We start from the raw sequence: 25,214 nt of genomic DNA, 5'->3' as shown, positions 1-25,214 counted from the left end.
GTAAAGAACGGAGGAAATCATGACAATGAAAGCAACAGGCATCGTCCGTCGTATCGATGACCTTGGACGTGTAGTCATCCCAAAGGAGATTCGTCGGACACTTCGCATTCGTGAAGGAGATCCTTTAGAAATATTTGTAGATAGAGATGGTGAAGTCATATTAAAGAAATATTCTCCTATTGGCGAATTAAGTGATTTTGCCCAAGAATATGCAGAAGCACTATATGAAAATATACAGCAGACTGTTATCGTTTGTGACCGAGATAGTGTCATAGCTATAGCAGGTGGCTCCAAAAAAGAATATATGGAAAAATCCATTAGCAGTATGATTGAGACTTCTATGGAATCCAGGCGCCCTCAGCATGAGTACAATGGTGGAATTGCTGAGATCATTAAAGGTAGCCCTGAGGAATATGCATCTTATATCGTTGTACCGATTAATGCAGGTGGCGATCCGATCGGTGCAGTCGTTATTATGTCTAAAAAAGATGGTTCCAAATTAGGAGAGTTAGAAAGTAAATTAGCAAGTACTGCTGCCACATTCCTTGGCAAACAGATGGAAAACTAAGACAAGACACGGTTTTTTATCTACATATGTGCTCTGGTTTCGTTCTTATTAATCTATTTTGTGTCATTGCAAAATCAGTCGGCGGTGTTCTCTTTTGGGGACACCGCTTTTTTTTGCTATTTCTTCGAGTAGAATCAGCTGAATTGCTTGGATTGTAGACGTATTCCATTCCATCCACTTTAAGGTATTCCAATTGAGGACAAACACTCTACACATGCAGAAAGATAGAAATTTTGATATATTAGTATGGTTCTTTCTTTGTTCATCAAATTTAAGCTGTAGCATGTAGATAGCAGGTGTTTGGATATTGGAAAAAATACAGCGTTCTTTTTTAACCGGTGCCCTCATTCTCAGTATTGCAACCATGATTTGCCGATTTTTAGGAGCAGTTTATCGCATCCCTTACCAAAACATCACAGGAAATGAAGGGATGTATGTTTATAGTCAAGTATATCCCCTTTACAGTGTGTTGTTGCTCTTAGCAACAGCTGGTTTCCCCTTAGCTATATCGAAATTGGTATCAGAGAGAATAGCGAAAGAAGATTGGTCTGGAGTTAAACAAATTCATCGAGTTTCGATGGTAGTTTTGTTTGTACTAGGGAGTATGGCTTTTCTCATTTTATATTTTGGTGCACCATGGATAGCTGCTTGGATGGGGAGCAAACAGCTTCTTACTTTACCTATTCAGTCTGTTTCTTTTGCTCTTTTGCTTATCCCATTTACCGCATCTTTGCGAGGGGTATACCAAGGACAACAAGAAATGATGCCTTCGGCTGTTTCCCAAGTCTCTGAGCAGTTGGTTCGAGTTATTACGATATTGATTTGTGCTTGGTATGCAATGAGTTCAGGATTAGGCGTAGTATATGCAGGAGCAGGCGCGGTTTTTGGTGCGACAACTGGAGCTTTTATAGCAGTTCTGGTATTGATTTTGTTTCGCAGGAAAAGTAGAGGCTTTGTAACTATGAATACAAATGGTTCTACATATTCTGTTTCTCATATAGATGTTATACGAGCTTTATTTGCAATTTCTTTACCGATTTGTATCAATTCGCTTCTCTATCCTCTGTTTGGACTTGTTGATTCATTTACAATTGCTAATTTCTTAGTGGATGCACATTGGAGTGTTGTGTCAAGTATCAATGAAAAGGGGATCTATGATCGAGGCGGGCCTTTATTGCAGTTTGCCGCTTTTTTTGCCACAGGTATCGCCCTTTCTATCGTTCCTGCGATGACCATGGCCAAACAACGGGGACAGACAGAAGAAGCAGAAAAACGAGCAAATATAGCGATTCGTTTGACATGGATGCTGGGTTTGCCTTCTTCCATTGGTCTAGCAATTGTAGCGATGCCGACTAATGTTATGCTGTTTAAAGATGCGGCGGGTTCTGATGCGTTACTTATTTTATCTTTTTCGACCATCTTTGTAACACTTGGAGTGACGTCTGCCGCTATTTTGCAAGGTTTAGGCCGTGTCATTCTTCCTGCTGTTACGATTGTGATTGCAGTTATAGTGAAATGGGTATGTAATTTTTTCTTCATCCCAATCTGGGATATAGGTGGAGCTGCACTTGCTACGGTCCTTGCATATGCGATCGGTGCAGGTTTGAATCTTTGGGTTTTAAAAAGATCTATTCCATCGATTCGCACCCCATGGATGAAACTATTCGCAGCAAATGGTCTCTTAGCATGTGCTGCTTTGGTGATGAAAACAGTCTTACTTTTGGTTACTTCAGGTTTAGAAAGTGAGCGACTTGCCATGACTTTCACATGCCTCGGTTCTGTCACAGCAGGAGTGATCGTATACCTTTGGGCGATCCTTCGATTTAAGTTGATTGAGGAAGAGGAGCTAGCATTGGTTCCAAAGTTGGGGAAATGGCTTGGGAAGAAGGAGTAGGAAGCGAGATTATTTGAAGATATCCTCTTAAAGGATGTCTTTTTGCTTTTTTTGAGTAATTTTTGTTGCGAGAAGCGAAAAAAGTAGTTGCTAATTGCATCACAAATGTAAAAAGAGCCAAAATTTATTTAATTTGATATAATATTGGAGAAGATATCCTTTTGAAGGATGTCTTTTTTCATAACTAACTTTGTTAGGAGACTGTTCTCACTGGCTGCATATAGTTAGCACGTTGATTGTTAGCTGTATGTAGCCAGTGAGGGTGGTCCAGTAAATCTGATATTGATTAGGGATTGGTTGAGACGATAAAACGACTCCCAGTTACCTGATTAGCATGCTAGGACGCTTTCCTCCCGCTGGCACAGGAGTGAAAAACGATGACTTGGAAGGAACGCAGTTATGGAAACAAGGTGAAGCGAGAAACTCTTCGAAAACTGATTCTGGAAGGTCAGAAGCTGGAGCAAGACTATCGTTTTGTAAAAGCAAGGGAGAGACGTAAGACTGTTCGGGAAAAGAGAAGAGAGGCTCAGGAACTTCGCAAGCAAGACTGCCAGTAGGGACATGGAGAATGTCACAATAAACTACTGAATCGAAGTGCCTCGCTGCTGAATTCTCATTTGGTCTAAGAGCAGCTTACGATGTTCCATCTCCGTTCAAACTGAGTAGAAGATAACGGGAATTTCACCTTGTGTGTAGCTTCCACTGTAGTTTTTGCAGCTAGTGCTTGTGGTGAGTCGAAAGTCGTCTAGGATGGAAGCAGACCTAGCAGGTTGTTATGATGAGATAGATAGCCTCTTGGGTTGTCTATCTTGCTGGATGATAAATTATCAGAATACAAAGAAAATTAAAGAAGCCAACTTATAGTGGCCAAGAGATGAGATATAGTGTCAATTTTCCTATTGTTTCATATATAATATGACTTAGATATCCTTTAAGGATGTCTTTTTTTTACAATAAAGCGATAGGGATGACTACTCTCACTGGCTTCATATGGTTAGCACATGATTGTTAGCTGTATGTAGCCAGTGAGGTAGTCCAAGTAAGGGATATTGGTTGAGGCGATAAAACGACTCCCGATTTCTCTAATACCATGCTTCGGACGCTTTCTGCCCACTGGTGCAGGAGTGAGAAAAATGGCAAAAAAGCCGAAAGGAAACAAGAACAAGGAAAAACTTGAAGAGTTGGAGATACGCCAGAAGGAACAAGGGATTAAGCAAACACAGCAAAAAATGAGCTTCGATCAAGATGATAACAGACGCAGTAATAATGCTGAGAAACGCGATGCTGCTAAAGAACTCCGTGAGTTAGAAGATCAACAGATGAAGCGACAGGAAGACCGTCGTAAACAATCTGCTGATACGCGTGAGGAATGGAACTTGTGGCTCAAGTATCTCACCCTAGTTTCTACTGGTAGTGTAGGTGTCATTAAACTTGGAATTGTTGTTCCTGTTGTTTCCAATACTATCTTGGGTATACTTGGTTTTCTTTGGCTAGGCACAGGAGTGTGTCTGATTCCACGGATTGCGAGGAAAAGTGGAAAGGGTCCGAAAGGCAAGCAGTAACCCCTATCAGGTTTGTTGTAAAAAAGACAGATGGTGAGAACCGTCTGTCTACCTGGGATGGAAAAATACATAATATTCGGAAATTAAATATAAGACCTGCCCAGGTTTTTACAGGCAAGCAGTAATACCCCTATCACATTTTAACCTGTTGTAAAAAAGACAGATGTCTTCTGGGCAGGTAAGTTTATTGTAAACATTTTTTATGGATAATACAATTAAATATATTGCGAAATGTACCATAAAATAATCAACATGGTGATTAAACCAGAGATAAAAAGTGTTAAGGCAAAACCATACTTTTCATTTCTTTTTTGTCTTTCTCTGAAAGTTTGATATAAGGTGCCAGAGAAAAAACCACTAATTATAAGTAAAACTAACGAGATAAAATCAACCTTGTGCATATATCCTCCTTACAGAATTTGTTTACATAAACTATATCATTTTCGCCCTCCACATTGAACAATTCGTCCTCTATACCTTGTACATGATATGATATATCCTAAATAAACTTAAGAGGCTTGAAAGGAAGGTAGCGGTGAAGTTCATAACAATTGTTGGCTTGGGGTTTGGTAATGAAGACAGTTTGTCCATTGGAGCATGGAAGTTTTTACAGTCTGGTGATCCTGTTTTCTTGCGGACAATCGATCATCCGATTACTCCGTGGATGCAACAACAAGGAATTCCTTTTAAGACTTTCGACCATATTTACGAAAAACACGATCAATTTGCACCAGTGTATCGAGAAATAGTCGATGAGCTTTTCCGATTAGCGGATGAACATGACCATATTATATATGCGGTACCAGGGCATCCGATGGTTGCGGAACGGACTGTACAACTTCTTTTACAAGAAGGGCCAGCCTCTTCTACTGATATTCATGTCCTTGGCGGGGGAAGTTTTCTTGATATTGCATTTGCAAGATTAGAAATTGATCCAGTAGAAGGATTTCAATTGTTAGATGGAACAAATTTGACGGATAGTCATGTATTGAATCCAAGCCAGCACATTTTGATCGGACAAGTCTATAGTTCATTTATAGCCTCTGATGTAAAGTTAACCTTGATGCAGGTATATCCAGATGATTATGAAGTGGTCATTGCGGATGCACTTGGTGTATCAGGGAAAGAGAAAATCTCCAAAGTTCCTTTGTATGAACTAGATCGTCAGAATGGATTCTCTAACTTGACCAGCGTATATGTTCCTCCTGCTAAGGATGATTCGATTTTCTATAAGCAGTTCTCTTACTTGGTACAAATCATGCAAAAATTGCGTAGTCTTGAAGGTTGTCCTTGGGATCGAGAACAGACCCATGAGTCACTTCGACCTTATTTAATAGAAGAAGCTTATGAATTTATTGATGCGATCAATCAGCAAGATGATCTGGCTATGGTAGAAGAACTGGGAGATGTCTTATTACAAGTGATTTTTCATGCAGTTGTTGCAGAAGAACGCTATGGGTTTAGCCTTAGTGAAGTAATTGAAAATTTGAATGAAAAGTTGATCCGCAGACATCCTCATGTATTCGGGACAGCACATGCTGATACACCAGACAAAGTAATTCAAACTTGGGATGCAGTAAAGAAAACAGAAGGTAAAGGGGAGAAAGACTCCATTTTGGATGATATCCCAAAATCTTTTCCAGCTATTTTAATGGCATTTGAACAACAGAAAAAAGCTGCAAAAGTTGGATTTGATTGGGAAGATGAAACAGGTGTGTTGGATAAGATGAAAGAAGAACTGATGGAGTTAGCAAATGCACAAAATCCGATGGAAAGAGAAAAAGAATTAGGAGATGTGTTGTTCACAGTCATCAACATTGCCCGTTTTTATAAAATTGATCCGGAAGTAGCCTTATTTGAGACTACTCGCAAATTTGACCGGAGGTTCCGTCATGTCGAAATGCGGGCAAAAGAAAACGGTCGGCCGATAGAGGATTATGGCATCGATCAATTAGAAGCTTGGTGGCAGGAAGCAAAGGAAATGGAAAAGGATGAGATAGATGAGATTGGATAAGTTTTTAAAAGTATCACGAATGATTAAACGGCGTACTTTAGCAAAGGAAGTTTGTGATGGAGGCCGGGTTTCCATCAATGAGAAGGTTGCAAAGGCTGGTTCAGAAGTAAAAGCTGGAGATATTTTAACTATTCGCTTTGGTCAAAAATTAGTGACTGCAAAAGTGGAGCGTATTGCGGATAATGTGCCAAAAGATATGGCTGATACACTTTACACCATCGTCAAAGAAGAAGCTGTTAATTAATTCCCGTTCTAATCCTTAGGTTGTCCCCATAAGTTATACCAGAAGATTTTTTGGAAGGGGACATATTGATGGTACAAGATACAAATAACCACCATGAATTAATTTTGACGAATCGCAACGAATTAGAGATTAGCGGTGTAACGGGCATAGAGAGTTTTGATAGTGAAGAGTTTTTGTTATCTACGGAGTATGGGTATGTAGGTATTCGTGGGCAGGAATTGCATTTGAAAAACCTTGATTTGGAACAAGGTATCATTTCTATACGCGGCCAGTTTTTAGATATTAGTTATTTGGATGTAAATCATCCGAGATCAGATAAAACCAAAAGTGTATTAGGACGGTTATTTCGTTGACGTTAGAAACGCAATGGATCACACTGTCGTTGATGTTTGCTTCTGGTGCATTATTAGGTGTCTTTTTAGATGTGTATCGTGTCTTAGCTAGAAGATTTACCCTTCGGGGCTGGCCGATTTCCATGATTGATTTACTCTTCTGGGTATCCTCAGCATGTTTTGTGTTTGGGATACTCCTGTGGAGTAACTGGGGTGAGATGCGGTTTTATATTATGATCGCAATTATAGCTGGAATATTATTTTACCTTCGGCTCTTAACTAATCCGATCACCAGTATATTGACCAAACTGTTACAATTTGTAGAGTGGCTCATTAACAAAGTCATTCGTTTGATTGAGTTTTTCATTTATCGACCTATTGTCTGGCTCACTAGTCTCCTTTGGCGTATCCTCCGAGCGATTCTTCTTTTTATTTGGAAAATAATAACAAAACCGTTATTATGGTTACTAGGTCCTGTGATTCGTTATTGCAGACCATATACCACTAAGCTGAAAACTTGGTGGGCAAGCCGAAAGAAGAATGATGAGCAATAAGTAATTTCAATGAAGTTTGCTTATTTTATTGTTCTTTGCTTAAACCATTCTCCGAGGAGGTGCAGGAATGAATGAACCTAAAAAATAACGTTTTGCGGTTTCGATCACCAGAACCTCAGGTAGAAACTGGAACTGCCTCCAAGCCTTTACCTCCAAAATTACATCCGAAAGTAAAACGTCGTCGTTTGATTTGGCTGGTTTTGATGGTATTGTTTTTTGGATGGTGTATTGTTCAGTTGGTAATGCAAGAGATAAGAATTGCCCACAAAGAGGAAGTTTTACATAATCGCCAACAAGAGTTGGCAACAGTAGAAGCTACGACTGAAAAGTTAACGGAAGATGTAAAACGCTACCAAGACAAAGATTATTTAATGGAACAAGCACATAAGCATGGTTATGGAAAACTTGGCGAAAAAAATGTTCCGATTGAAAATGATTAGGATTAAAGGATGTGTTTTCTAGCACATCCTTTTCCTATGTGTAAATGAGGTCGGCCGGAGGACAAATTTTTTCTTGACTTTTCTTTGCCAAGTATACTACAATAAAGTCTGTTCGCTGATGCCGCGGGGTGGAGCAGCTCGGTAGCTCGTTGGGCTCATAACCCAAAGGTCGCAGGTTCAAATCCTGCCCCCGCAACCATAATTGTCACAGGGTGGAGCAGCCCGGTAGCTCGTTGGGCTCATAACCCAAAGGTCGCAGGTTCAAATCCTGCCCCTGTAACCAATAATATATGTTTGGCGGCGTAGCTCAGCTGGCTAGAGCGTACGGTTCATACCCGTGAGGTCGGGGGTTCGAGCCCCTCCGCCGCTACCAAAAGAAGAGAGGAGAAGGCGGAATCACAACCTTGATCACGGTTGCGTATAACGCCTTCTTTTCTTGTATGGAAGAGTGGGAAATATCTGGTGAATGTGGTAATCAAAAAAGTAAAATTTACTACCATAAATAAAACCTATACCGAAAAAGTTCGTGATTGGCGCGGCCGGTCCTGCTTTTCCACTCAATATGCGAATCCGGATGGCAAACGGATTTTCCACACTTATTATTTTGTGAAAAAGGGTTATACCATCTCGAAGGTCTTTCATAAAAACGGTGAATTTATGTATTACTACTGTGATGTGATGGAAATGAAAGAAGTTGCCCCGATGCGCTATGTGATGGTAGACCTCTTGCTAGACCTGATTGTATATCCGGACGGCCGGTATCATTTGATTGATGTCGATGAATTTGCGGACTCTATTGATAAAGGGCATCTTCGCAAGCGGCAACAAGTACATGCTCTTCGCACATTGGATACCATGTTACAATTACAGACCAAACGCAGATTGATTCCACGATTTGTGCAAGATACAGAAATGATTCCAATTGTTACGAAACCAATTGCCCGAAAGTGAATCTTTCGACACTAAGAAAGTTGTTATTGAGAAGTTTTGTCGGAGCTTGAGTTTATATCTTCCATATCGACACGAAAAGACGAAAAAAGAGACGAAAGTTTTCCATCTTCATGGGGCTTTGTCTCTTTTTTTATTTCTCTTTGGCTTTGTTTATCTAATCTAATTCATTTGTCGGAAACTTTTTTTTGATTTCCAGCCGTTTTGACAAACATTTTTAGAATCGCCACCTATAATGGGGAGCACAAATACGCAAACGGGGGTATATCATGTCATTTATAAAAAATATTATTTATCGTCCGGCTTTATTGGAAAAAGGATGGGTAAAAAGATTATCTCATCGAATCACGAGTATGTGGAATTTTCCTGTGTTGGTTATGGGTTTTTTGTTAGGTCGTGCAACGATATTGGAAGCTCTTTCCCCATTTTCATTAGCGTACCTTGCAGTGCTCTTCCATCTCGGCAGGCGAGAATGGCCATTAGTGATGCTTTCGCTTCTTCTGGGTGCAGCTACATTAGGGCCAATGGCGACGGTGAAGATGACGGGTTTTTTTATGGTATTGTTCATTGTCAACAAGTTGTTCCAATGGTTTGGCCGTGGAAGTCTTTCTTCTACCCCATTTGTTGTTCTCATCAGCAGCACCGTGGGCCACCTGATACAATTTAGTCTGCAATCAAATGCCAATTACTCGTACTTGTTTGCTGCGATTGATATACTGCTTAGTTTTATTCTTACGTTTATCTTTGTACAATCATTACCCTTATTTACTGTTAAAAAAAATCGGTTAGGTTTGAAGCACGAAGAGATGGTTTGTTTGGTTATTTTGATGGGTTCTGTGTTAACTGGAATGCTCGGATGGCATGTTGGTGATATATCTATTGTTCATATTGCCTCTCGCTATATGATTTTGATATTGGCTTTAGTAGGAGGTGGTATGCTCGGTGCTTCCATGGGCGTGGTTACAGGACTTATCTTAAATTTATCTGATACCAAAGCCATTATGGAGATATCTTTACTAGCATTCTCCGGATTATTAGCAGGATTGTTCCAAGAAGGCAGAAGAATTGGAGTAGCTGTTGGGTTTTTACTCGGTTCCACTATTCTATCGTTGTATCAAGTGGATGATGGTAATTTTTGGTTGTCTTTAGAGGAATCGATGATCGCTGTCTTATTCTTTTTCTTGACAAAGGAGTCTGTGTTTTTAAAACTTTCGAGATTAGTGCCAGGAACATTTGAAAATCAAATGGCACATCAAGAATATATCCGTAGGCTTCGAGATGCTACTGCTGGGAAAGTAGAACGTTTTACTGAATTATTTTATGAGTTAGCAGGTAGCTTTCGAGAGGATGTTTCCAAAAAACGGCATGATGATGAAGAACAAGTGAATCAGTTTATTGGCAATATCATGTCAGAAGCTTGCATGGGGTGTCGGAGGTTTACAGATTGTTGGGAGAAAAAAGTGGTAAAAACGTATCAAGGAATGACGAACTTACTAACCCTAGTGGAGGCGAACGGAGAAGGACCTATCCCGGTTCCTCTCTTTTGGGCAGAGCATTGTATTCGCCCGGACAAAGTATTGGAATCATGCCAAGCCCAATATGTTTATCATCATGAACGAATGTATTGGAAAGAAAAAATAGATGAATCTAAAAAGGTTGTATCAGATCAGCTTAGTGGAATGGCAGAAGTAATGGAAAAACTGACACGAGAGATCCGGCATGAGGCGCAAGTGCTGACCGTACAAGAAGATCAAATCCACTCCGCTTTAGAAACGTTAGGAGTTGAAATACAACGAGTTGATGTTTTAAATCTAGCAGAAGGTAAAGTAGAGATAGAAGTGGTTATGCCACATGTAGATGCATTGGATGAGTGTAAAAAGTTAATAGCTCCATTGTTAACAGAAATAATCGGTGAGCCGATCAATGTACACCGCAAGATGGTACAAGATGGTGTATCTGGAGCAATTATCACGCTAGGTTCCGCTCAAAAATTTGAGTTAAAAACTGGTTCAGCAAACGCAGCAAAAGGTGGAGCTGTTGTTTCTGGTGATAGTTTTTGTTCTCTCCACTTAGGAACAGGAAAAGCCGCAATTGCAATAAGTGATGGAATGGGTAACGGACAGCGAGCTCAAGAAGAATCAAGTGCAGCACTAAAACTATTACGTCGGTTGTTACAGGCAGGGATGCATGAAGAACGTGCAGTGGATTCGGTCAATTCAATCTTATCACTTCGAACGATGGATGAGATGTTTGCTACGATCGATTTAGCATTAGTCGATTTAAACTCTGGGAGAGGGAGATTTATGAAAATTGGATCTACTCCTGGATTCATCAAACGGGGCAAGAAAATTATCAAGTTAGCCGCTTCAAGCCCTCCGATTGGTATATTAAAAGAAATTGACATCAAACCGATCGAAATGCAGCTAGAACCTGGTGATATTTTGATTATGATGAGTGATGGTGTCTATGATGCTTCAAGACATGCGATGAATAAAGAAGCATTAATGAATCGGATTCTTCATGAAATAGATACCAAAGACCCGCAAGATTTTGCTGACTGCTTGTTAGAAAAGGTGATCCAACATCAAGGGGCTATACATGATGATATGACCGTTGTTGTTTCTAGAGTTGAGCGATATGCTCCTGAATGGTCATCTATTCGTATCCCAGGTCTGAGAAGGGTAGATCGTACAGCAGTTGCCGGCAGTTAAAATACCTCAGTTGGAATCTGCTTGAGAAATTGCTAAAATAAGAGCAACATTTCCTATCCCGGATTATTGCCGGGATTTCTTAATATGAGGTGGGAAGTTGTTTTTAACAAAATTAGATTCCCTTATTCAAACACAAACCTTATTTGACCAAGGTGAAAAACTACTTGTTGGTGTTTCTGGAGGATGTGATTCCATAGCTTTGCTGGAAGCACTTTTCGAGCTCTCCCCAAAATATGGTTGGCGTATTTTTGTCGTTCATGTCAACCATCATCTTCGAGGAGCTGCCAGTGATGGAGATGCTGAATATGTTGCTGAATTTTGCCAGAAGCGTCAGATTTCTTATCAGATCAAAGATGTAGATGTTCGAGCAAAAAAAGAAGCTGCGGGTGGAAATAAACAAGCAATCGCTAGAGAATTGCGCTATCAAGCTTTTCGTGAAGCTTCAGAAGAATGGAATATCAAAAAAATTGTGTTGGCACATCATGCAGATGATCAAGTAGAGACAATTTTGATGCGGATACTTCGAGGGACTGGACCAAGTGGTTTAACAGGAATGCATGCAAAAAGGGAATGGAAAAACTTACAAATCATCCGTCCGTTTCTAGGGATATATCGGAAAGAATTGGAAGATTATTTGAACGGAAAACAAATTGTACCAAGAGAAGATGCCAGTAATCAATCAACAGATTATACAAGGAATCGTTTACGGTTGGAATTAATTCCCGATTTACTTTCGTATAATCCTCAAGCAAAGCACGCAATATTGCAATTGGGTAATCTTATAAAGGAAGAGGAAAAAGTCTGGGAAAATTGGACGATAGAAGGTGTAAATGCTTGCTCACAAAAAATAAATGAGGGAGAGTACCAAATTGATCTTCCTACCTTTCTTTCTTATCCTGTTGCTTTACAAAGAAGGATGGTTAAACTAATATTAAATTGTCTAACTGATGAAAATCTACCTTACCAATCGATTGAACAGGTGTTACAATTAGGGGTACACCAATCTCCTTCGGTATGGATTTTCCTTCCCGGTGGAATAAAAGGAGTAAGATCATATGAAATACTCCGTTTGACCAAAGATTACATAAATCAAGGGGAAGATGAATGGTATTATCCTCTTCCTATCCCTAGCACAACCTATTTACCATATGGTGTGATAGAAATTTCTCTGTCCACCACACCTACACATTTAAATATTCGTGAATCTCATCACAAAGCAGTATTTGATGCTGATGAATTAGAGTTGCAACAGCTAGCTGTTCGCGCTCGACGAGCAGGCGATTATATTCGCCCTTACGGTTTCAAAGGTCGAAAGCGAGTGAAAGCTTTGTTGATGGAACATAAGATTCCTCAAGCACAAAGAGGCAAAGTGCCGATGGTCGTCTCTGATCAGGAAATTATCTGGATTCCTGGCATTCGTCGTTCTTCGTTTGCGCCAGTGACCTCAAAAACTACTCGTTATTTGACTGTGCATTGGATTACGGAACAAAATATTTAGATGGGTAGACGAAGCTATACATATTGGAAACAAGGAACAGTGATAGTCGTTTGGAGGGAAAAGGAAGTTGCATCAAGACGTAAAAGAGATTTTAGTATCAACAGAACAGATCCAAGAAAAAATCAAGGAACTTGGAAAACAAATTACAAATGATTACCAAGAGAAAGACTTACTGTGTGTGTGCATATTAAAAGGAGCAGCGCCATTTATGTCGGATTTGATTCGTGAAATCGATTTGCCAATCGAAATTGATTTTATGGCATGTTCCAGCTATGGTGCATCCACCAAATCATCTGGACAAGTTAGGATTCTGAAGGATTTGGACTCATCTGTACAAAATCGTGATATTCTGCTTGTGGAGGATATCATTGATACAGGACTTACACTGAGTTATTTAGTTGATCTGTTCAAAGGACGGGATGCACGTTCTGTCAAAACAGTTACACTACTTGACAAACCATCCAGACGGCAGGCAAGTTTAGTTCCTGATTATTATGGATTCCAAGTTCCAGATAAGTTTGTTATCGGTTTTGGCCTCGATTACGATGAGAAGTATAGAAATTTGCCTTACATAGGGGTTTTAAAAGAAGAGGTGTACAATACTAAAAACAACTGAATTTGGATGAAATCAGAAAGGGAGTGTAGTCGACCATTTTAACTTGTGCTAGAATGAACAAGTGCTTATTTCGGAAGTACACAATTTTTTTATATAAATGGACTGATAAGGACTGGAGAGGAGGCCAAGGATGAAAAACTACTTCCTCAGAAATGGATTATTGTATGTTACCCTCATCCTTGTAATCGTTGGAGTGTTTAACCTCGTAGCTAATACAAGTTCTGCTACGAAACAGCTAACATACAGTGAATACCATAATCTGTTGACAACAAATCAGATTGATAGCGTTACGATTCAACCCGAAGGTGATACATATCACATTACAGGTAAGTATAAAAACAATAAATCAAAATCCTTTGTAACCCAAGGACCCTTAGGTTATGGATCTACGGTTACTCAAGATTTGCAGAAATACAATGTAAAGTATTCAGTTGAGAAAACCAAAAGTGATTCGATTTGGATTTCGATCTTCACCTCGATTATTCCGATTGTTGGTGTGATTATTTTATTCCTCTTCCTCATGAATCAGGCACAAGGCGGCGGTAGCCGAGTGATGAATTTTGGGAAGAGCAAGGCGAGATTATACAACGAAGAGAAAAAACGAGTTACCTTTAACGATGTTGCAGGTGCAGATGAAGAGAAAACGGAATTGATTGAGATAGTTGATTTTCTAAAAGATAATCGTCGTTTTGTACAAATGGGTGCTCGTATTCCAAAAGGTGTTTTACTCGTAGGGCCTCCTGGTACTGGTAAAACTTTGTTGGCACGTGCTGTAGCTGGTGAAGCAAAGGTACCATTCTTCTCCATCAGTGGTTCTGACTTTGTTGAAATGTTTGTAGGGGTAGGGGCTTCCCGAGTAAGAGATTTGTTTGAGCAAGCAAAGAAAAACGCACCTTGTATTATCTTTATCGATGAGATTGATGCAGTAGGTCGTCAACGTGGAGCTGGTTTAGGTGGAGGCCACGATGAACGTGAACAAACCTTGAACCAACTTCTTGTTGAAATGGATGGATTTGATGCGAATGCTGGTATCATCATCATGGCAGCAACCAACCGGCCTGATATTTTAGACCCTGCCTTGTTACGTCCGGGACGTTTTGATCGTCAAATTTTGGTAAATCGTCCGGACGTTCGTGGAAGAGAAGAAATTTTAAAAGTGCATGCACGCAATAAACCGATAGATGAAAATGTAAAACTGTCCGTTGTTGCACAACGTACTACTGGCTTTTCTGGCGCGGATTTAGAAAACTTGTTAAATGAAGCAGCACTGTTAGCAGCTCGTGAAAACAAGCGTAAAATAACCATGTTAGAAATTGATGAAGCAGTGGATCGTGTCATCGCAGGTCCTCAGAAGAAGAGTAGAGTTGTCAGTGCGAAAGAAAGACGGATTGTTGCTTTTCACGAAGCTGGGCACGTTATTGTGGGATACTATGTGAAAAACGCTGATACCGTTCATAAAGTAACCATCGTCCCACGAGGTCAAGCAGGTGGATATGCGATGATGCTTCCAAAAGAAGACCGTTATATCGCGACTAAAGGAGAACTACTTGATCGGGTTACAGGATTACTAGGTGGACGTGTAGCGGAAGAAGTTGTCTTTGGAGAAGTTAGTACAGGTGCTAGTAATGATTTCGAACGTGCTACAGCTATTGTTCGTTCCATGATCACCGAGTATGGAATGAGTGAAAAGTTTGCTACTATGCAGTTCGGTAAAACCCAAGGGCAAGTATTCCTTGGAAGGGATTTAGGTCATGAACAAAACTATTCTGATCAAATCGCTTATGAAATTGACACCGAAATGCAAGAGTTAATTCGCAGCTGTTACGATCAAGCTAAACAAATGCTGACAGAACGACGAGATCAACTTAATTTGCTAGCTGAAACCCTTCTAACTCGAGAAACCCTAGATGAAGAACAAATTAGACAGCTTTTAGAATCTGGGAAAATCGATGATTCTGTTGTTGTAACGATCCAAGGAAAAGACAATGAATCGATAAAAGAAGAGCCGAAGATTGAAGAAATAAAACCTTCGACTACCGATTTGGAAGAATCAAAAGCAGAAGAAATAAACGAGGAAGAACCACCTAAAAAAGATCTTTAATGAAAAACCTAGTACTCAAACTGGATGGGAGAAAGGATTACAAAAGCTAGAGATGATAACTTTCTCTGCTTTGTTCCTTTCTTCCTGATTGAGTATAGGTTTTTTTCTTGGTTATGGAAGGAGTATAGATATGTTACTTGTGATGGATGTTGGAAATACCAATATTGTTTTTGGGATTTATGAACAAGAGCAATTATTACATCATTGGAGAATGCAAACAGACCGAAATGCAACAGAAGATGAATATGCCATGACATTTAAACAATTGCTTTCTCATGCGGGATTGCAGTTGTCCCAAATCGATGGAGCTGTAATTTCCTCTGTTGTCCCCCCCATCACTTATGTCTTGCGCAAGCTGAGTGAGAAATACTTGATGATCGAGCCGCTCATTTTAGGGCCAGGGGTTAAAACAGGTCTGCATATCCAAACGGATGATCCAAGAGAAGTAGGTGCTGATCGCATTGCAAATGCAGTGGCAGCTGTAGAATTGTACGGTGCTCCAGCGATCATTGTCGATTTTGGTACAGCTACTACTTTCTGTTACGTGGATGAGCATGCCAGGTACTTTGGAGGTGCAATAGCTCCTGGTGTTCAAATATCTGCTGAGGCCTTGTATCAGCGAGCCGCAAAACTAACACGAGTAGAAATTGTTCAGCCTACAGAAGTTATTGGGCGTAACACCGTTCATGCTGTTCAGTCCGGGATTTACTATGGATATGTTGGTTTAGTGGATGGCATCGTAAATCGTATGAAAAGACTAAGTCCTGTAAAACCTACCGTTATCGCTACAGGGGGTTTGGCAAGCCTAATCTGTCACAGTACAGATACGATTGATAAAATAGACCCTCTCCTTACTCTGGAAGGATTGAAAATAATTTATAAAAGAAATCAATAATTGGAGGTTGTGCGATGGATTATACAATTCGGGCCATATCGGCTGATGGACATGTTAGAGGTTTTGCAGCGTTAACGACAGATCTTGTACAAGAATTACAACAAAGACACTTTACTTTTCCAGTTGCAAGTGCAGCTTTGGGGAGAACTGCGACAATGGCATCTCTCTTAAGCTTAACCATCAAAGGAAAAAAAGAAAGTATTACCTTGCAGGTAGATGGAGATGGCCCAGTAGGCCGGATTGTAGCGGAAACAGATGGTGAAAGTAAGATACGTGGATATGTCGATCATCCAGATGTTCTACTTCCATTGAACGATAAAGGAAAATTAGACGTCGCAAGGGCAGTTGGGAAAGGTTCACTGTATGTAACTCGTGACCTAGGTCTTGGAAACCCATATCAAGGAGCATCACCTATTGTATCTGGGGAATTAGCAGACGATTTTACTTATTATTTTACTTCTTCTGAGCAAACTCCTAGTTCTGTAGGTCTTGGAGTTTTGGTGAATCGTGACAAAATTTTAGTCGCTGGAGGTTACATGATACAATTATTACCCAATGCTCCAGTAGAGATTATTGATCAGTTAGAAGAAAGAATAGGAAAAATAACTTCGATCACCGATTTATTAGCCAAAGGTATATCCCCTGAGCAGCTGTTGCAACAAATAATGGGTGACGATACACGATTCTTAGATAAAAAAGAAACAAAATTTGGATGTACCTGTTCACGTGATAAAGTAAAAGATATGCTGATTAGTCTTGGAGTAGAAGAATTAAAATCTATTGTAGAAGAAGTTGGGGAAGCAGAAGTTGTTTGTCATTTTTGTAATGAGAAATACCAATTTGATAAAAAAGAACTATTGGAAATCATAGGCTCACTAGATTGACAAATTATTCATATAGTTGATAAGATAAAATCGTATATTCCTGCTTTATCACTCGGAATTAGGGGGATTAATATGCGAGTTGCGAATAACATACTTGAATTGATAGGACAGACACCTTTAGTGAAGTTGAATCACATTGTTGGTAAGGCAGATGCAGATGTTTATCTTAAATTGGAGTTTTTTAACCCTGGAGGAAGTGTAAAGGACCGCATTGGACTCAGTATGATCGAGGGTGCAGAAGAGCGAGGTGAATTAAAACCAGGAGACACCATCATAGAGCCAACAAGTGGTAATACAGGCATTGGTTTAGCGATGGTAGCAGCAGCTAAAGGCTATCATGCTATCCTAGTTATGCCTGATACGATGAGTGTGGAGCGTCGCAACTTGCTGCGGGCATATGGTGCAGAACTCATTTTAACACCTGGAGCAGAAGGCATGAAAGGTGCAATTGCCAAAGCAGAAGAGTTAAAAGAAGCACATCCAGAGTATTTTATGCCACAGCAATTTAATAATGAGGATAATGTAAAAATCCATCGTGAAACAACGGCAAAAGAACTTATCAGTCAAGTGGATGGTCAGATTGATGCATTTGTTGCAGGGATTGGTACAGGCGGCACGATTACTGGTGCAGGTGAAGTCTTAAAAGAGACCTTCCCAAATCTTCATGTAGTAGCAGTAGAACCACAAGACTCGCCTGTATTATCTGGCGGAAAGCCAGGTCCACATAAAATACAAGGAATTGGTGCAGGATTTGTACCATCTATTCTAAATACAGAAATTTATGATGAAATCATCAAAGTGGAAAATGAAGAAGCATTCAAATGGGCACGTAAATTAGCTCGTGAAGAAGGTATACTTGTTGGGATTTCTTCAGGAGCAGCAGTTTCTGCTGCATTAAAGGTTGCTCGGCGCTTAGGGTCTGGAAAAAAAGTAATCGCTGTAATTCCAAGTAATGGAGAACGTTATCTCACAACACCTTTATATCAGTTTGAAGAAAAATAAAATTAGAAATTAAGAGGACAGACGTGTTAAGCTACACGTAATGTCCTTTTTTTATACGTAGTTTTTTCAATGGTAAAAGATGATTTTCTTTTGGATTTACCTCCATTTGTGTTAAAATGAAGCATTATTGAGTATAGCGGAGAAAGCATAGAGGAGTGGAGTAGAGATGATAGTAATGATTGATAACTATGATTCATTTACGTACAATTTGGTGCAGTATTTTGGTGAACTTGGGGAAGAGTTAAAAGTAGTCCGCAATGATGAAAAAACGGTAGCTGAAATTCAGGCCCTTTCCCCAAACATGATCGTTATTTCCCCTGGTCCCGGTACACCAAATGACGCTGGAATTACCCTTGATCTAATTGACCAGCTTGCAGATGCTATTCCTATCTTTGGAGTTTGCTTAGGCCATCAATCCATTGGGCAGGCGTTTGGAGGAAAGGTTATACGTGCAACAGAGTTAATGCATGGGAAAACTTCTGAAATCTATCATGATGGCAAAGGGATATTTGTCGATCTCCCATCTCCATTCACTGCTACCAGGTACCATTCATTAATCATAGATCCTGCATCTTTACCCGACTCACTTGAGATAAGTGCCCAAACGGTAAATGGTGAGATAATGGCTGTTCGCCATCGAACACTACCGATTGAAGGAGTTCAATTTCATCCTGAGTCTCTCTTGAGTCAATATGGTAAACAGCTTTTGACCAACTTCATTCGTACTTATGCATCTTAGGAGGTAATTCGTTGCTAGTAGCTGGTTCGCACATCCTCCCTGTGGGAAAACGTACCCTTGTCATGGGGATATTAAATATAACACCAGATTCTTTTTCGGATGGTGGTATGTTTGATTCCCTAGACCGGGCATTGAAGCATGCCGAAAAATTGAAGAGAGATGGCGCTGATATTTTGGACATCGGTGGTGAATCTACCAGACCAGGTTTCCGAGCTGTTTCTGTAGATGAAGAGCTAGAACGAGTGATTCCAATCATTGAAAAAGTGTCCACTCGAATTGATCTTCCTATATCCATCGATACTTATAAGGCTCAGGTCGCAAAAGAGGCCATCCAAGCTGGAGCACACATTATTAATGACGTTTGGGGAGCCAAAAAAGATGCAGATATGCCCCGAGTGATGGGGGAGTTACAAGTTCCAGTCATCTTGATGCATAATCGTGTTAATGCTGTTTACCAAAAACTTATAAATGAGGTAATAGAGGATATTGGAGCCTCTGTTGCTCTAGTGAAAGATGCTGGTGTATCCAGGGAAAATATCATTCTTGACCCTGGTATTGGATTTGCCAAAACGATGGAAGAAAATATTCGAGTGATGCAGCATTTAGATGAATTGGTCGCGCTTGGCTACCCAGTTCTTCTAGGTACTTCACGAAAATCTTTTATTGGATATACGCTCCAATTGGATGTAGACCAGAGATTAGAAGGAACCCTAGCAACAGTAGGTTGGGGTATAACTAAAGGATGTCATATCATACGTGTTCATGATGTACAGCAAACGGTTCGATTTTGTCAGATGATGGATGTGTTAAAAGGAGCCGTAGAAAATGGATAAAATCATTCTCAAGCAGATGAGCTTCTATGCCTATCATGGTGCTTTTCCTGAGGAGAATAAACTTGGACAGCGTTTTATGGTTGACTTAGAGTTACGATTGAACTTACAACCTGCCGGCCAGACAGATCAACTGAAATATTCCATTGATTATGGACAAGTTTTTCAAGCTGTTCAAAAAATAGTGGAAGAAAAACAGTTTCGCTTAATTGAAGCGTTAGCAGAAAGCATAGCAGATGAACTACTTACCAAGTTTCCAGTGCCAGAAATATTGGTAAGAGTAACTAAACCTGATCCCCCAATTCCTGGTCATTATGAATCAGTTGGGGTAGAAGTAGTTCGAGCAAGATGAGTAAGCGGGTTATGGCATACTTAGGTCTCGGTGCTAATTTAGGTGATCCAGTTAACCAGTTACAACAGGCATTGGCACTTTTACATCATTCAGGAGGTGTCTCGGTAAGAAGAATATCGTCCTTGTATGAGACATCACCTGTCGGTTATTTGGATCAACCTAACTTTTTTAATCTAGTCGCAGAGATCGATACGGTATTGCCGCCAACGGAGCTTTTGCAAGCTACACAGAAAGTAGAGCAGTGTTTGCATCGGGTGCGTCTTGAGCGATTTGGTCCTAGGACTATGGATGTAGATATTTTGTTATATGACCATCGAACCATAAATACTGGGGAATTGACGATTCCTCATCCTAGGCTGTTAGAACGAGCATTTGCTTTAATTCCACTCCACGAGTTAACAGGAGAGTTAATTCTTCCAACTGGTCAAAGCTTGGATGAAGCTATGAGAGCACTGCCAAAAGATCAATGGATAAAAAAACGAGATTTTTCGTGGCAAAACTTAATTTAAACATACTCGTAATTCCTTTTCGAAAGGAGGAAAAATGTTGTTAAAAATTGGATCGATAACGATGAAGAATCGAGTAGTATTGGCTCCAATGGCTGGTGTATGTAATCCAGCATTCCGTTTGATCGCGAAAGAATTTGGTACAGGTCTTGTTTGTGCTGAAATGGTAAGTGACAAGGCTATTTTGCATGGGAATAAACGAACACGAGAAATGTTATTTGTGGATGAGCGGGAAAAGCCGCTTAGTTTACAAATTGTTGGTGGAGACCGCCATACACTCGTGGAAGCTGCAAAAGTAGTAGACCAAGAAACCAATGCAGATATTATTGATATTAATATGGGTTGCCCTGTTCCTAAAGTAGTCAAGTGTGACGCAGGTGCTCGCTGGCTGCTAGATCCGGATAAAATATATGAAATGGTTTCTGCTGTTGTGGATGCAGTGAGCAAACCAGTTACCGTAAAAATGCGGATTGGGTGGGATGATGAACATATTTTTGCAATTGAAAATGCACAAGCAGTAGAACGTGCTGGTGGTTCCGCGGTTTCTGTGCATGGTCGTACAAGGGTTCAGATGTACAAAGGAAAAGCAAACTGGGATATCATCCGTCAAGTTAAGGAGTCTGTAGATATTCCTGTGATTGGGAATGGGGATGTCTTTACTCCTGAGGATGCAAGTGACATGCTCGAAAAAACAGGTTGCGATGGTGTCATGATTGGCCGGGCTGCTCTGGGGAACCCATGGATGCTATACCGTACCATTAATTACTTAGAAGATGGAGTTTTAACCCCAGAACCAGATGCCAAAGAAAAGATGGAAATTGCTATTCTCCATATGGATCGACTGATTGCTCTTCGAGGAGAAGAGGTTGCTGTAAGAGAAATGAGAAAACATGCTGCTTGGTATTTAAAAGGACTGCGTGATAGTGCAAAGTTGAAAGATTTAGTTAACCGTGCCACTACACGTGATGAAATGGCTGGTTTCTTGTTGGCTTTTGCACAAGAATTAGAAGAGACCGTGGTGGCGTAAGTCCCAGAATAGAGGAGTTGGAAAGAAAATGATCGATCAAGCTGAACAAAGTGAACAAATGCAGGTGAGAAGAGAAAAAGTAGATGCGATGAGGAACCGCGGTGTTGATCCTTTTGGTAAAAAATTTGTCCGCACCCATGTCGCAAAAGATTTGGAAGCTTTGTATGATGGACTGACGAAAGAGGAACTTGCAGAGAAAGAGGTTTCGATTTCTATTGCGGGGCGATTGATGACGAAACGGGTACAAGGTAAAGCATCTTTTGCTCATATTCAAGATATGAGTGGTCGAATTCAGATATATGTACGTTTGGACCAAGTCGGAGAAGAACAATATGAAGTGTTCTCCCAAAGTGACATGGGGGATTATTTGGGTATAACCGGAACTGTCTTTAAGACAAATCGGGGTGAGTTAAGCGTCCGCGCTAAAGAGCTATCTTTCCTTTCCAAAGCACTTCGCCCGCTTCCAGAGAAGTACCATGGCCTAAAAGACGTAGAACAACGCTATCGCAAGCGATATTTGGATTTGATCATGAATCCAGAAGTGAAACAAACTTTTATAACAAGAAGTCAAATTCTTACAGCAATGCGTCGTCATTTAACGGATTTAGGATATCTGGAGGTTGAGACTCCTACTCTACATGTACTTGCAGGTGGAGCTTCTGCTCGTCCTTTTGTGACACACCATAATGCATTAGACATGCCTCTTTATATGCGAGTTGCTCTAGAACTTCACTTAAAACGATTGATGATTGGCGGAGTAGAGAAAGTATTTGAGATTGGTAGATGTTATCGGAATGAAGGAATTTCCACTCGCCATAACCCGGAATTTACAATGATGGAACTTTATGAGGCTTATGCTGATTTTGAGGATATTATGGATTTGCTGGAAAATATGATTGCTTCGATTACGAAGCAGGTTCGCGGTACATCTCTCATCACATACCAAGGTCAAGAGATCGACCTTTCTTCAGGTTGGGCTCGCCGTTCGATGACGGATCTTATTAAAGAACATGTAGGAATTGATTTTACCGAGCATATGTCTGATGAAAAAGCACACCAATTAGCTAAGGAACACGGGGTAGAAGTGACACCTAACATGACATTTGGACATATCGTGAATGAATTTTTTGAGCAAAAAATTGAGCACTTGCTCATTCAACCAACTTTCGTATATGGACATCCTGTGGCAATCTCTCCACTGGCTAAACAAAATGCCGATGACGATCGTTTTACAGATCGATTTGAACTATTTATTTATGGCAGAGAGCATGCAAATGCCTTTACAGAATTAAACGATCCAATTGAGCAGCGCAAACGTTTTGAAGCGCAGATGGCCGAAAAAGCAGCTGGAAATGATGAAGCACAACCACTCGACGAAGATTTTTTGGAAGCAATGGAGCATGGCATGCCTCCTGCTGGTGGTCTTGGTGTCGGAATTGACAGACTCGTCATGTTGCTTACAGACAGCCCTTCTATTCGTGATGTCCTGCTATTTCCGCATATGCGTGAACAACAATAGGAAAGATAGCTTCTATCTTGACGAGGTAGGGGCTATTTTCCTATATTGTCTTTAAAACTAATCTGATTTTTTGTATACTTATTTAGGGTACAAATCAAAGTGCGATTAAGGAGGTTTATACTTGCATATTGCTCTCTAAGGGAGACCTATGAAGTAACCCTTAGAAACACAGTGCATAAGATATCGTTTTTTACTGTAGTCATGTAGAGCATAAAAGGGTATTCATTCTGTTAGAGCATGTTTCTCTTTGAGCGGACTTGTAGGGGAAACAATAATAGGATCGAAAATCTCGAAAATAGTATCACTTCAAATCCGAAGTGATAGTAGATGAAAACAATAAACTCAAAAACAACTGGATCATATACAAATATTGCCAGTAGAATAACTGAGTAGTGCTAGTATTGAAAGTAGCTGTTATAATAAAAAATAGTCAATAGATAAGAGTTCTACCTTGCTTGTCTAAACATTATAAAGATACTATAATTGCCCTGTATCCTAGAACCGGATAATAAAAGATATTGGGTTATTAGAAAAAGTTAGGGAACTCTATCTAAATTCTATCTTGCTAACTTTTATGCTAGTTTTACAGATTAGTAAATATCGCCTAATCTATTATCATGTTATTCTAATAGGACTTGTATTAACCTCATATGTCGATCCTCTCCGGGAACTACATTGGTACAGGTCTTGTGACACTAATTGACTACTATCTGGTAATTACATGGGAATAGGTCAATTAGCGGAGGCGATATAAAAAATACTTTCTAAGTTAAAAATTTCTCTAAAATTCCTGCCAATCAATATACTATCCTTGTCACAAAATCTATCTGCAAGTTTTTTCTATTGAAATGGAAGGTATTTCATAGTAAAAAAGTGAATTAAGATACTACCTTACCTTTTGCTCCTTTCATCTTGTTGGGACTGATCGTGACCAAAATTGCGGTTTTAATAGGGCTAGTATCATCACAAATGTAAACTCATGAATAGGGAGGAACATCTATGGGTCCCAAAAAAGAGAGCCAGAGATTTTTCGGTAAAGCTCCGCAGCTTCCGCAAAAAAGTCAGCAAGCGTCTCGGATGAGCTTTCTATCCAGAGATCGTGCTGCAACTTCAAAGGAAGTGAAGGAGGTAAAATCACCCGATCGCCAACAGCAACAGGTACTCTCTTTTTTGTCTGGTCTACAATCTAATTTCACATCACTTGTTAGATTAGTTGAGAAACGGTTGAGCTATGACAAAACCAAAGAAGTAGCTTTTGAACGCTTGTATCAAGAAATGGATGATCTGAAACAAGATCAAGAACTTGCACACTTGCGTCCACTATATATTGATTTGATTTTATTTCATGATCGTATGGAGAGTATCTATAAAGATGCAATTGATTCTGGGGTATTGTCCCCTGAATTAGCAGATTTACTGAAGTCTCTAAATGGTGAGCTGATGGAAATCCTGTACCGTCGTGGAGTAGAACCAATAATCCTCACATCTTATACCTTCGATCCAAAGTATCAAGAAGTAGTGAAGATAGAACCTACATTTCATCCAAGTGAAGATAATCAAATCGTTGACATCGTTCGTAATGGTTTCAAATACAAAGATGTTATTTTAAGACCAACCAAAGTAGTTATAAAGAAATATCAACCAAAATAAGGCCGTTGCTCTCTATCGTTTATGGAGAATAAGAGGGAAGAGGAATAAGTATTGTTGGGGATATTTATATTTGTGGCGAGAAAACATGTGATAATCGCCAAAGATTTCTTCTCCTAACAAACAGACATCTTACGAAATTCATAGGCTTTTATGCTATAGGCGGAGTGGATACGCCTGTACGAATGAGGAAACCAGCCTAGCTATCAACCTTCGTAGATAAGTCTCGTGACTTTAAGTCATGAGAGATTCACATGGTATGGACATACAACCTGTCTATAAATGAAGAAACCCTCTAACCTCTTTGTTTTTTCTCCCAATAGATGGGCAA

General features: G+C 40.0%; 24 protein-coding genes and 3 tRNA genes. All 27 read left to right on the top strand.

Going from position 1 to position 25,214, the window contains the following annotated elements:
* The first annotated feature begins 25 nt into the window (after positions 1–25).
* Complete coding sequence (spoVT, locus tag AC5WOE_RS17740) at positions 26–568, top strand: stage V sporulation protein T (protein ID WP_496051274.1); 543 nt, start codon at positions 26–28, stop codon at positions 566–568.
* A 307-nt stretch (positions 569–875) separates the two neighbouring features.
* Positions 876–2,462, top strand: coding sequence for a putative polysaccharide biosynthesis protein (locus tag AC5WOE_RS17735; RefSeq protein ID WP_496051157.1), 1,587 nt, complete (start codon positions 876–878; stop codon positions 2,460–2,462).
* A 377-nt stretch (positions 2,463–2,839) separates the two neighbouring features.
* Entirely contained in the window at positions 2,840–3,019 is a 180-nt protein-coding gene (locus AC5WOE_RS17730; RefSeq protein ID WP_496051158.1) for a hypothetical protein, read from the top strand.
* Positions 3,020–3,595: 576 nt separating this feature from the next.
* Complete coding sequence (locus AC5WOE_RS17725; RefSeq protein ID WP_496051159.1) at positions 3,596–4,024, top strand: hypothetical protein; 429 nt, start codon at positions 3,596–3,598, stop codon at positions 4,022–4,024.
* Between the two features lie 535 nt (positions 4,025–4,559).
* On the top strand, positions 4,560–6,038 hold the full coding sequence (yabN, locus tag AC5WOE_RS17720) for a bifunctional methyltransferase/pyrophosphohydrolase YabN (RefSeq protein WP_496053154.1): 1,479 nt from the start codon (positions 4,560–4,562) through the stop codon (positions 6,036–6,038).
* Positions 6,025–6,282: an RNA-binding S4 domain-containing protein gene (locus AC5WOE_RS17715; protein WP_496051161.1), complete on the top strand. Its 258-nt coding sequence runs from the start codon at positions 6,025–6,027 to the stop codon at positions 6,280–6,282. Before yabN ends, AC5WOE_RS17715 begins: the two co-directional genes overlap by 14 nt.
* Positions 6,283–6,347: 65 nt before the next feature.
* Complete coding sequence (gene yabP, locus AC5WOE_RS17710) at positions 6,348–6,635, top strand: sporulation protein YabP (protein WP_420833079.1); 288 nt, start codon at positions 6,348–6,350, stop codon at positions 6,633–6,635.
* A complete protein-coding gene (gene yabQ / locus AC5WOE_RS17705) occupies positions 6,632–7,168 on the top strand; it encodes a spore cortex biosynthesis protein YabQ (protein ID WP_496051162.1) in 537 nt (178 codons plus the stop codon). Before yabP ends, yabQ begins: the two co-directional genes overlap by 4 nt.
* A 71-nt stretch (positions 7,169–7,239) precedes the next feature.
* On the top strand, positions 7,240–7,608 hold the full coding sequence (locus tag AC5WOE_RS17700; RefSeq protein WP_496051163.1) for a septum formation initiator family protein: 369 nt from the start codon (positions 7,240–7,242) through the stop codon (positions 7,606–7,608).
* 122 nt (positions 7,609–7,730) lie between these two features.
* Positions 7,731–7,807, top strand: a tRNA-Met gene (locus tag AC5WOE_RS17695).
* A 7-nt stretch (positions 7,808–7,814) separates the two neighbouring features.
* A tRNA-Met gene (locus AC5WOE_RS17690) sits at positions 7,815–7,891 on the top strand.
* A gap of 13 nt (positions 7,892–7,904) precedes the next feature.
* Positions 7,905–7,981, top strand: a tRNA-Met gene (locus tag AC5WOE_RS17685).
* 89 nt (positions 7,982–8,070) lie between these two features.
* Complete coding sequence (locus AC5WOE_RS17680) at positions 8,071–8,559, top strand: ribonuclease FAU-1 family protein (RefSeq protein WP_240876351.1); 489 nt, start codon at positions 8,071–8,073, stop codon at positions 8,557–8,559.
* A 266-nt stretch (positions 8,560–8,825) separates the two neighbouring features.
* Entirely contained in the window at positions 8,826–11,267 is a 2,442-nt protein-coding gene (gene spoIIE / locus AC5WOE_RS17675) for a stage II sporulation protein E (protein ID WP_496051164.1), read from the top strand.
* 97 nt (positions 11,268–11,364) lie between these two features.
* The gene (gene tilS / locus AC5WOE_RS17670) at positions 11,365–12,765 is read left to right on the top strand and encodes a tRNA lysidine(34) synthetase TilS (RefSeq protein ID WP_496051165.1); all 1,401 of its coding nucleotides are present in this window, start codon (positions 11,365–11,367) and stop codon (positions 12,763–12,765) included.
* Positions 12,766–12,832: 67 nt separating this feature from the next.
* Positions 12,833–13,381: a hypoxanthine phosphoribosyltransferase gene (hpt, locus tag AC5WOE_RS17665; RefSeq protein WP_496053153.1), complete on the top strand. Its 549-nt coding sequence runs from the start codon at positions 12,833–12,835 to the stop codon at positions 13,379–13,381.
* Between the two features lie 130 nt (positions 13,382–13,511).
* Positions 13,512–15,482 carry an ATP-dependent zinc metalloprotease FtsH gene (gene ftsH / locus AC5WOE_RS17660; RefSeq protein WP_496051167.1) on the top strand — a complete coding sequence of 657 codons (1,971 nt, stop codon included), beginning with the start codon at positions 13,512–13,514 and terminating at the stop codon, positions 15,480–15,482.
* Positions 15,483–15,612: 130 nt separating this feature from the next.
* Positions 15,613–16,377, top strand: coding sequence for a type III pantothenate kinase (locus AC5WOE_RS17655; protein ID WP_496051168.1), 765 nt, complete (start codon positions 15,613–15,615; stop codon positions 16,375–16,377).
* Between the two features lie 14 nt (positions 16,378–16,391).
* On the top strand, positions 16,392–17,261 hold the full coding sequence (hslO, locus tag AC5WOE_RS17650; protein WP_496053152.1) for an Hsp33 family molecular chaperone HslO: 870 nt from the start codon (positions 16,392–16,394) through the stop codon (positions 17,259–17,261).
* 72 nt (positions 17,262–17,333) lie between these two features.
* Positions 17,334–18,263 carry a cysteine synthase A gene (gene cysK, locus AC5WOE_RS17645; RefSeq protein WP_496051170.1) on the top strand — a complete coding sequence of 310 codons (930 nt, stop codon included), beginning with the start codon at positions 17,334–17,336 and terminating at the stop codon, positions 18,261–18,263.
* A gap of 166 nt (positions 18,264–18,429) precedes the next feature.
* A complete protein-coding gene (locus AC5WOE_RS17640; RefSeq protein ID WP_496051171.1) occupies positions 18,430–19,002 on the top strand; it encodes an anthranilate synthase component II in 573 nt (190 codons plus the stop codon).
* Positions 19,003–19,064: 62 nt separating this feature from the next.
* Complete coding sequence (gene folP / locus AC5WOE_RS17635; protein ID WP_496051275.1) at positions 19,065–19,835, top strand: dihydropteroate synthase; 771 nt, start codon at positions 19,065–19,067, stop codon at positions 19,833–19,835.
* Positions 19,828–20,184, top strand: coding sequence for a dihydroneopterin aldolase (gene folB, locus AC5WOE_RS17630; protein ID WP_496051172.1), 357 nt, complete (start codon positions 19,828–19,830; stop codon positions 20,182–20,184). The genes folP and folB overlap by 8 nt, the downstream gene beginning before the upstream one ends.
* Positions 20,181–20,693, top strand: coding sequence for a 2-amino-4-hydroxy-6-hydroxymethyldihydropteridine diphosphokinase (folK, locus tag AC5WOE_RS17625; RefSeq protein ID WP_496051173.1), 513 nt, complete (start codon positions 20,181–20,183; stop codon positions 20,691–20,693). Before folB ends, folK begins: the two co-directional genes overlap by 4 nt.
* A 37-nt stretch (positions 20,694–20,730) precedes the next feature.
* Complete coding sequence (gene dusB, locus AC5WOE_RS17620; protein ID WP_496051276.1) at positions 20,731–21,717, top strand: tRNA dihydrouridine synthase DusB; 987 nt, start codon at positions 20,731–20,733, stop codon at positions 21,715–21,717.
* 31 nt (positions 21,718–21,748) lie between these two features.
* Entirely contained in the window at positions 21,749–23,236 is a 1,488-nt protein-coding gene (lysS, locus tag AC5WOE_RS17615; RefSeq protein ID WP_496053160.1) for a lysine--tRNA ligase, read from the top strand.
* 999 nt (positions 23,237–24,235) lie between these two features.
* On the top strand, positions 24,236–24,886 hold the full coding sequence (locus AC5WOE_RS17610) for a nucleotide exchange factor GrpE (protein ID WP_240876363.1): 651 nt from the start codon (positions 24,236–24,238) through the stop codon (positions 24,884–24,886).
* The last annotated feature ends 328 nt before the right edge of the window (positions 24,887–25,214 follow it).

The sequence above is a fragment of the Shimazuella sp. NTD248 genome (assembly GCF_059510395.1).
The sequence above is the reverse complement of the archived record's forward strand: the minus strand, read 5'-3'. Positions and strand labels throughout refer to the sequence as shown.

Excerpts from the sequence above, each read along its gene's own strand:
- spoVT (WP_496051274.1), top strand. The coding sequence starts at position 26 with ATGAAAGCAACAGGCATCGTCCGTCGTATCGATGACCTTGGACGTGTA.
- AC5WOE_RS17730 (WP_496051158.1), top strand. The coding sequence starts at position 2,840 with ATGACTTGGAAGGAACGCAGTTATGGAAACAAGGTGAAGCGAGAAACT.
- AC5WOE_RS17725 (WP_496051159.1), top strand. The coding sequence starts at position 3,596 with ATGGCAAAAAAGCCGAAAGGAAACAAGAACAAGGAAAAACTTGAAGAG.
- AC5WOE_RS17715 (WP_496051161.1), top strand. The coding sequence starts at position 6,025 with ATGAGATTGGATAAGTTTTTAAAAGTATCACGAATGATTAAACGGCGT.
- AC5WOE_RS17700 (WP_496051163.1), top strand. The coding sequence starts at position 7,240 with ATGAACCTAAAAAATAACGTTTTGCGGTTTCGATCACCAGAACCTCAG.
- spoIIE (WP_496051164.1), top strand. The coding sequence starts at position 8,826 with ATGTCATTTATAAAAAATATTATTTATCGTCCGGCTTTATTGGAAAAA.
- ftsH (WP_496051167.1), top strand. The coding sequence starts at position 13,512 with ATGAAAAACTACTTCCTCAGAAATGGATTATTGTATGTTACCCTCATC.
- AC5WOE_RS17655 (WP_496051168.1), top strand. The coding sequence starts at position 15,613 with ATGTTACTTGTGATGGATGTTGGAAATACCAATATTGTTTTTGGGATT.
- hslO (WP_496053152.1), top strand. The coding sequence starts at position 16,392 with ATGGATTATACAATTCGGGCCATATCGGCTGATGGACATGTTAGAGGT.
- cysK (WP_496051170.1), top strand. The coding sequence starts at position 17,334 with ATGCGAGTTGCGAATAACATACTTGAATTGATAGGACAGACACCTTTA.
- AC5WOE_RS17640 (WP_496051171.1), top strand. The coding sequence starts at position 18,430 with ATGATAGTAATGATTGATAACTATGATTCATTTACGTACAATTTGGTG.
- folP (WP_496051275.1), top strand. The coding sequence starts at position 19,065 with ATGGGGATATTAAATATAACACCAGATTCTTTTTCGGATGGTGGTATG.
- folB (WP_496051172.1), top strand. The coding sequence starts at position 19,828 with ATGGATAAAATCATTCTCAAGCAGATGAGCTTCTATGCCTATCATGGT.
- folK (WP_496051173.1), top strand. The coding sequence starts at position 20,181 with ATGAGTAAGCGGGTTATGGCATACTTAGGTCTCGGTGCTAATTTAGGT.
- AC5WOE_RS17610 (WP_240876363.1), top strand. The coding sequence starts at position 24,236 with ATGGGTCCCAAAAAAGAGAGCCAGAGATTTTTCGGTAAAGCTCCGCAG.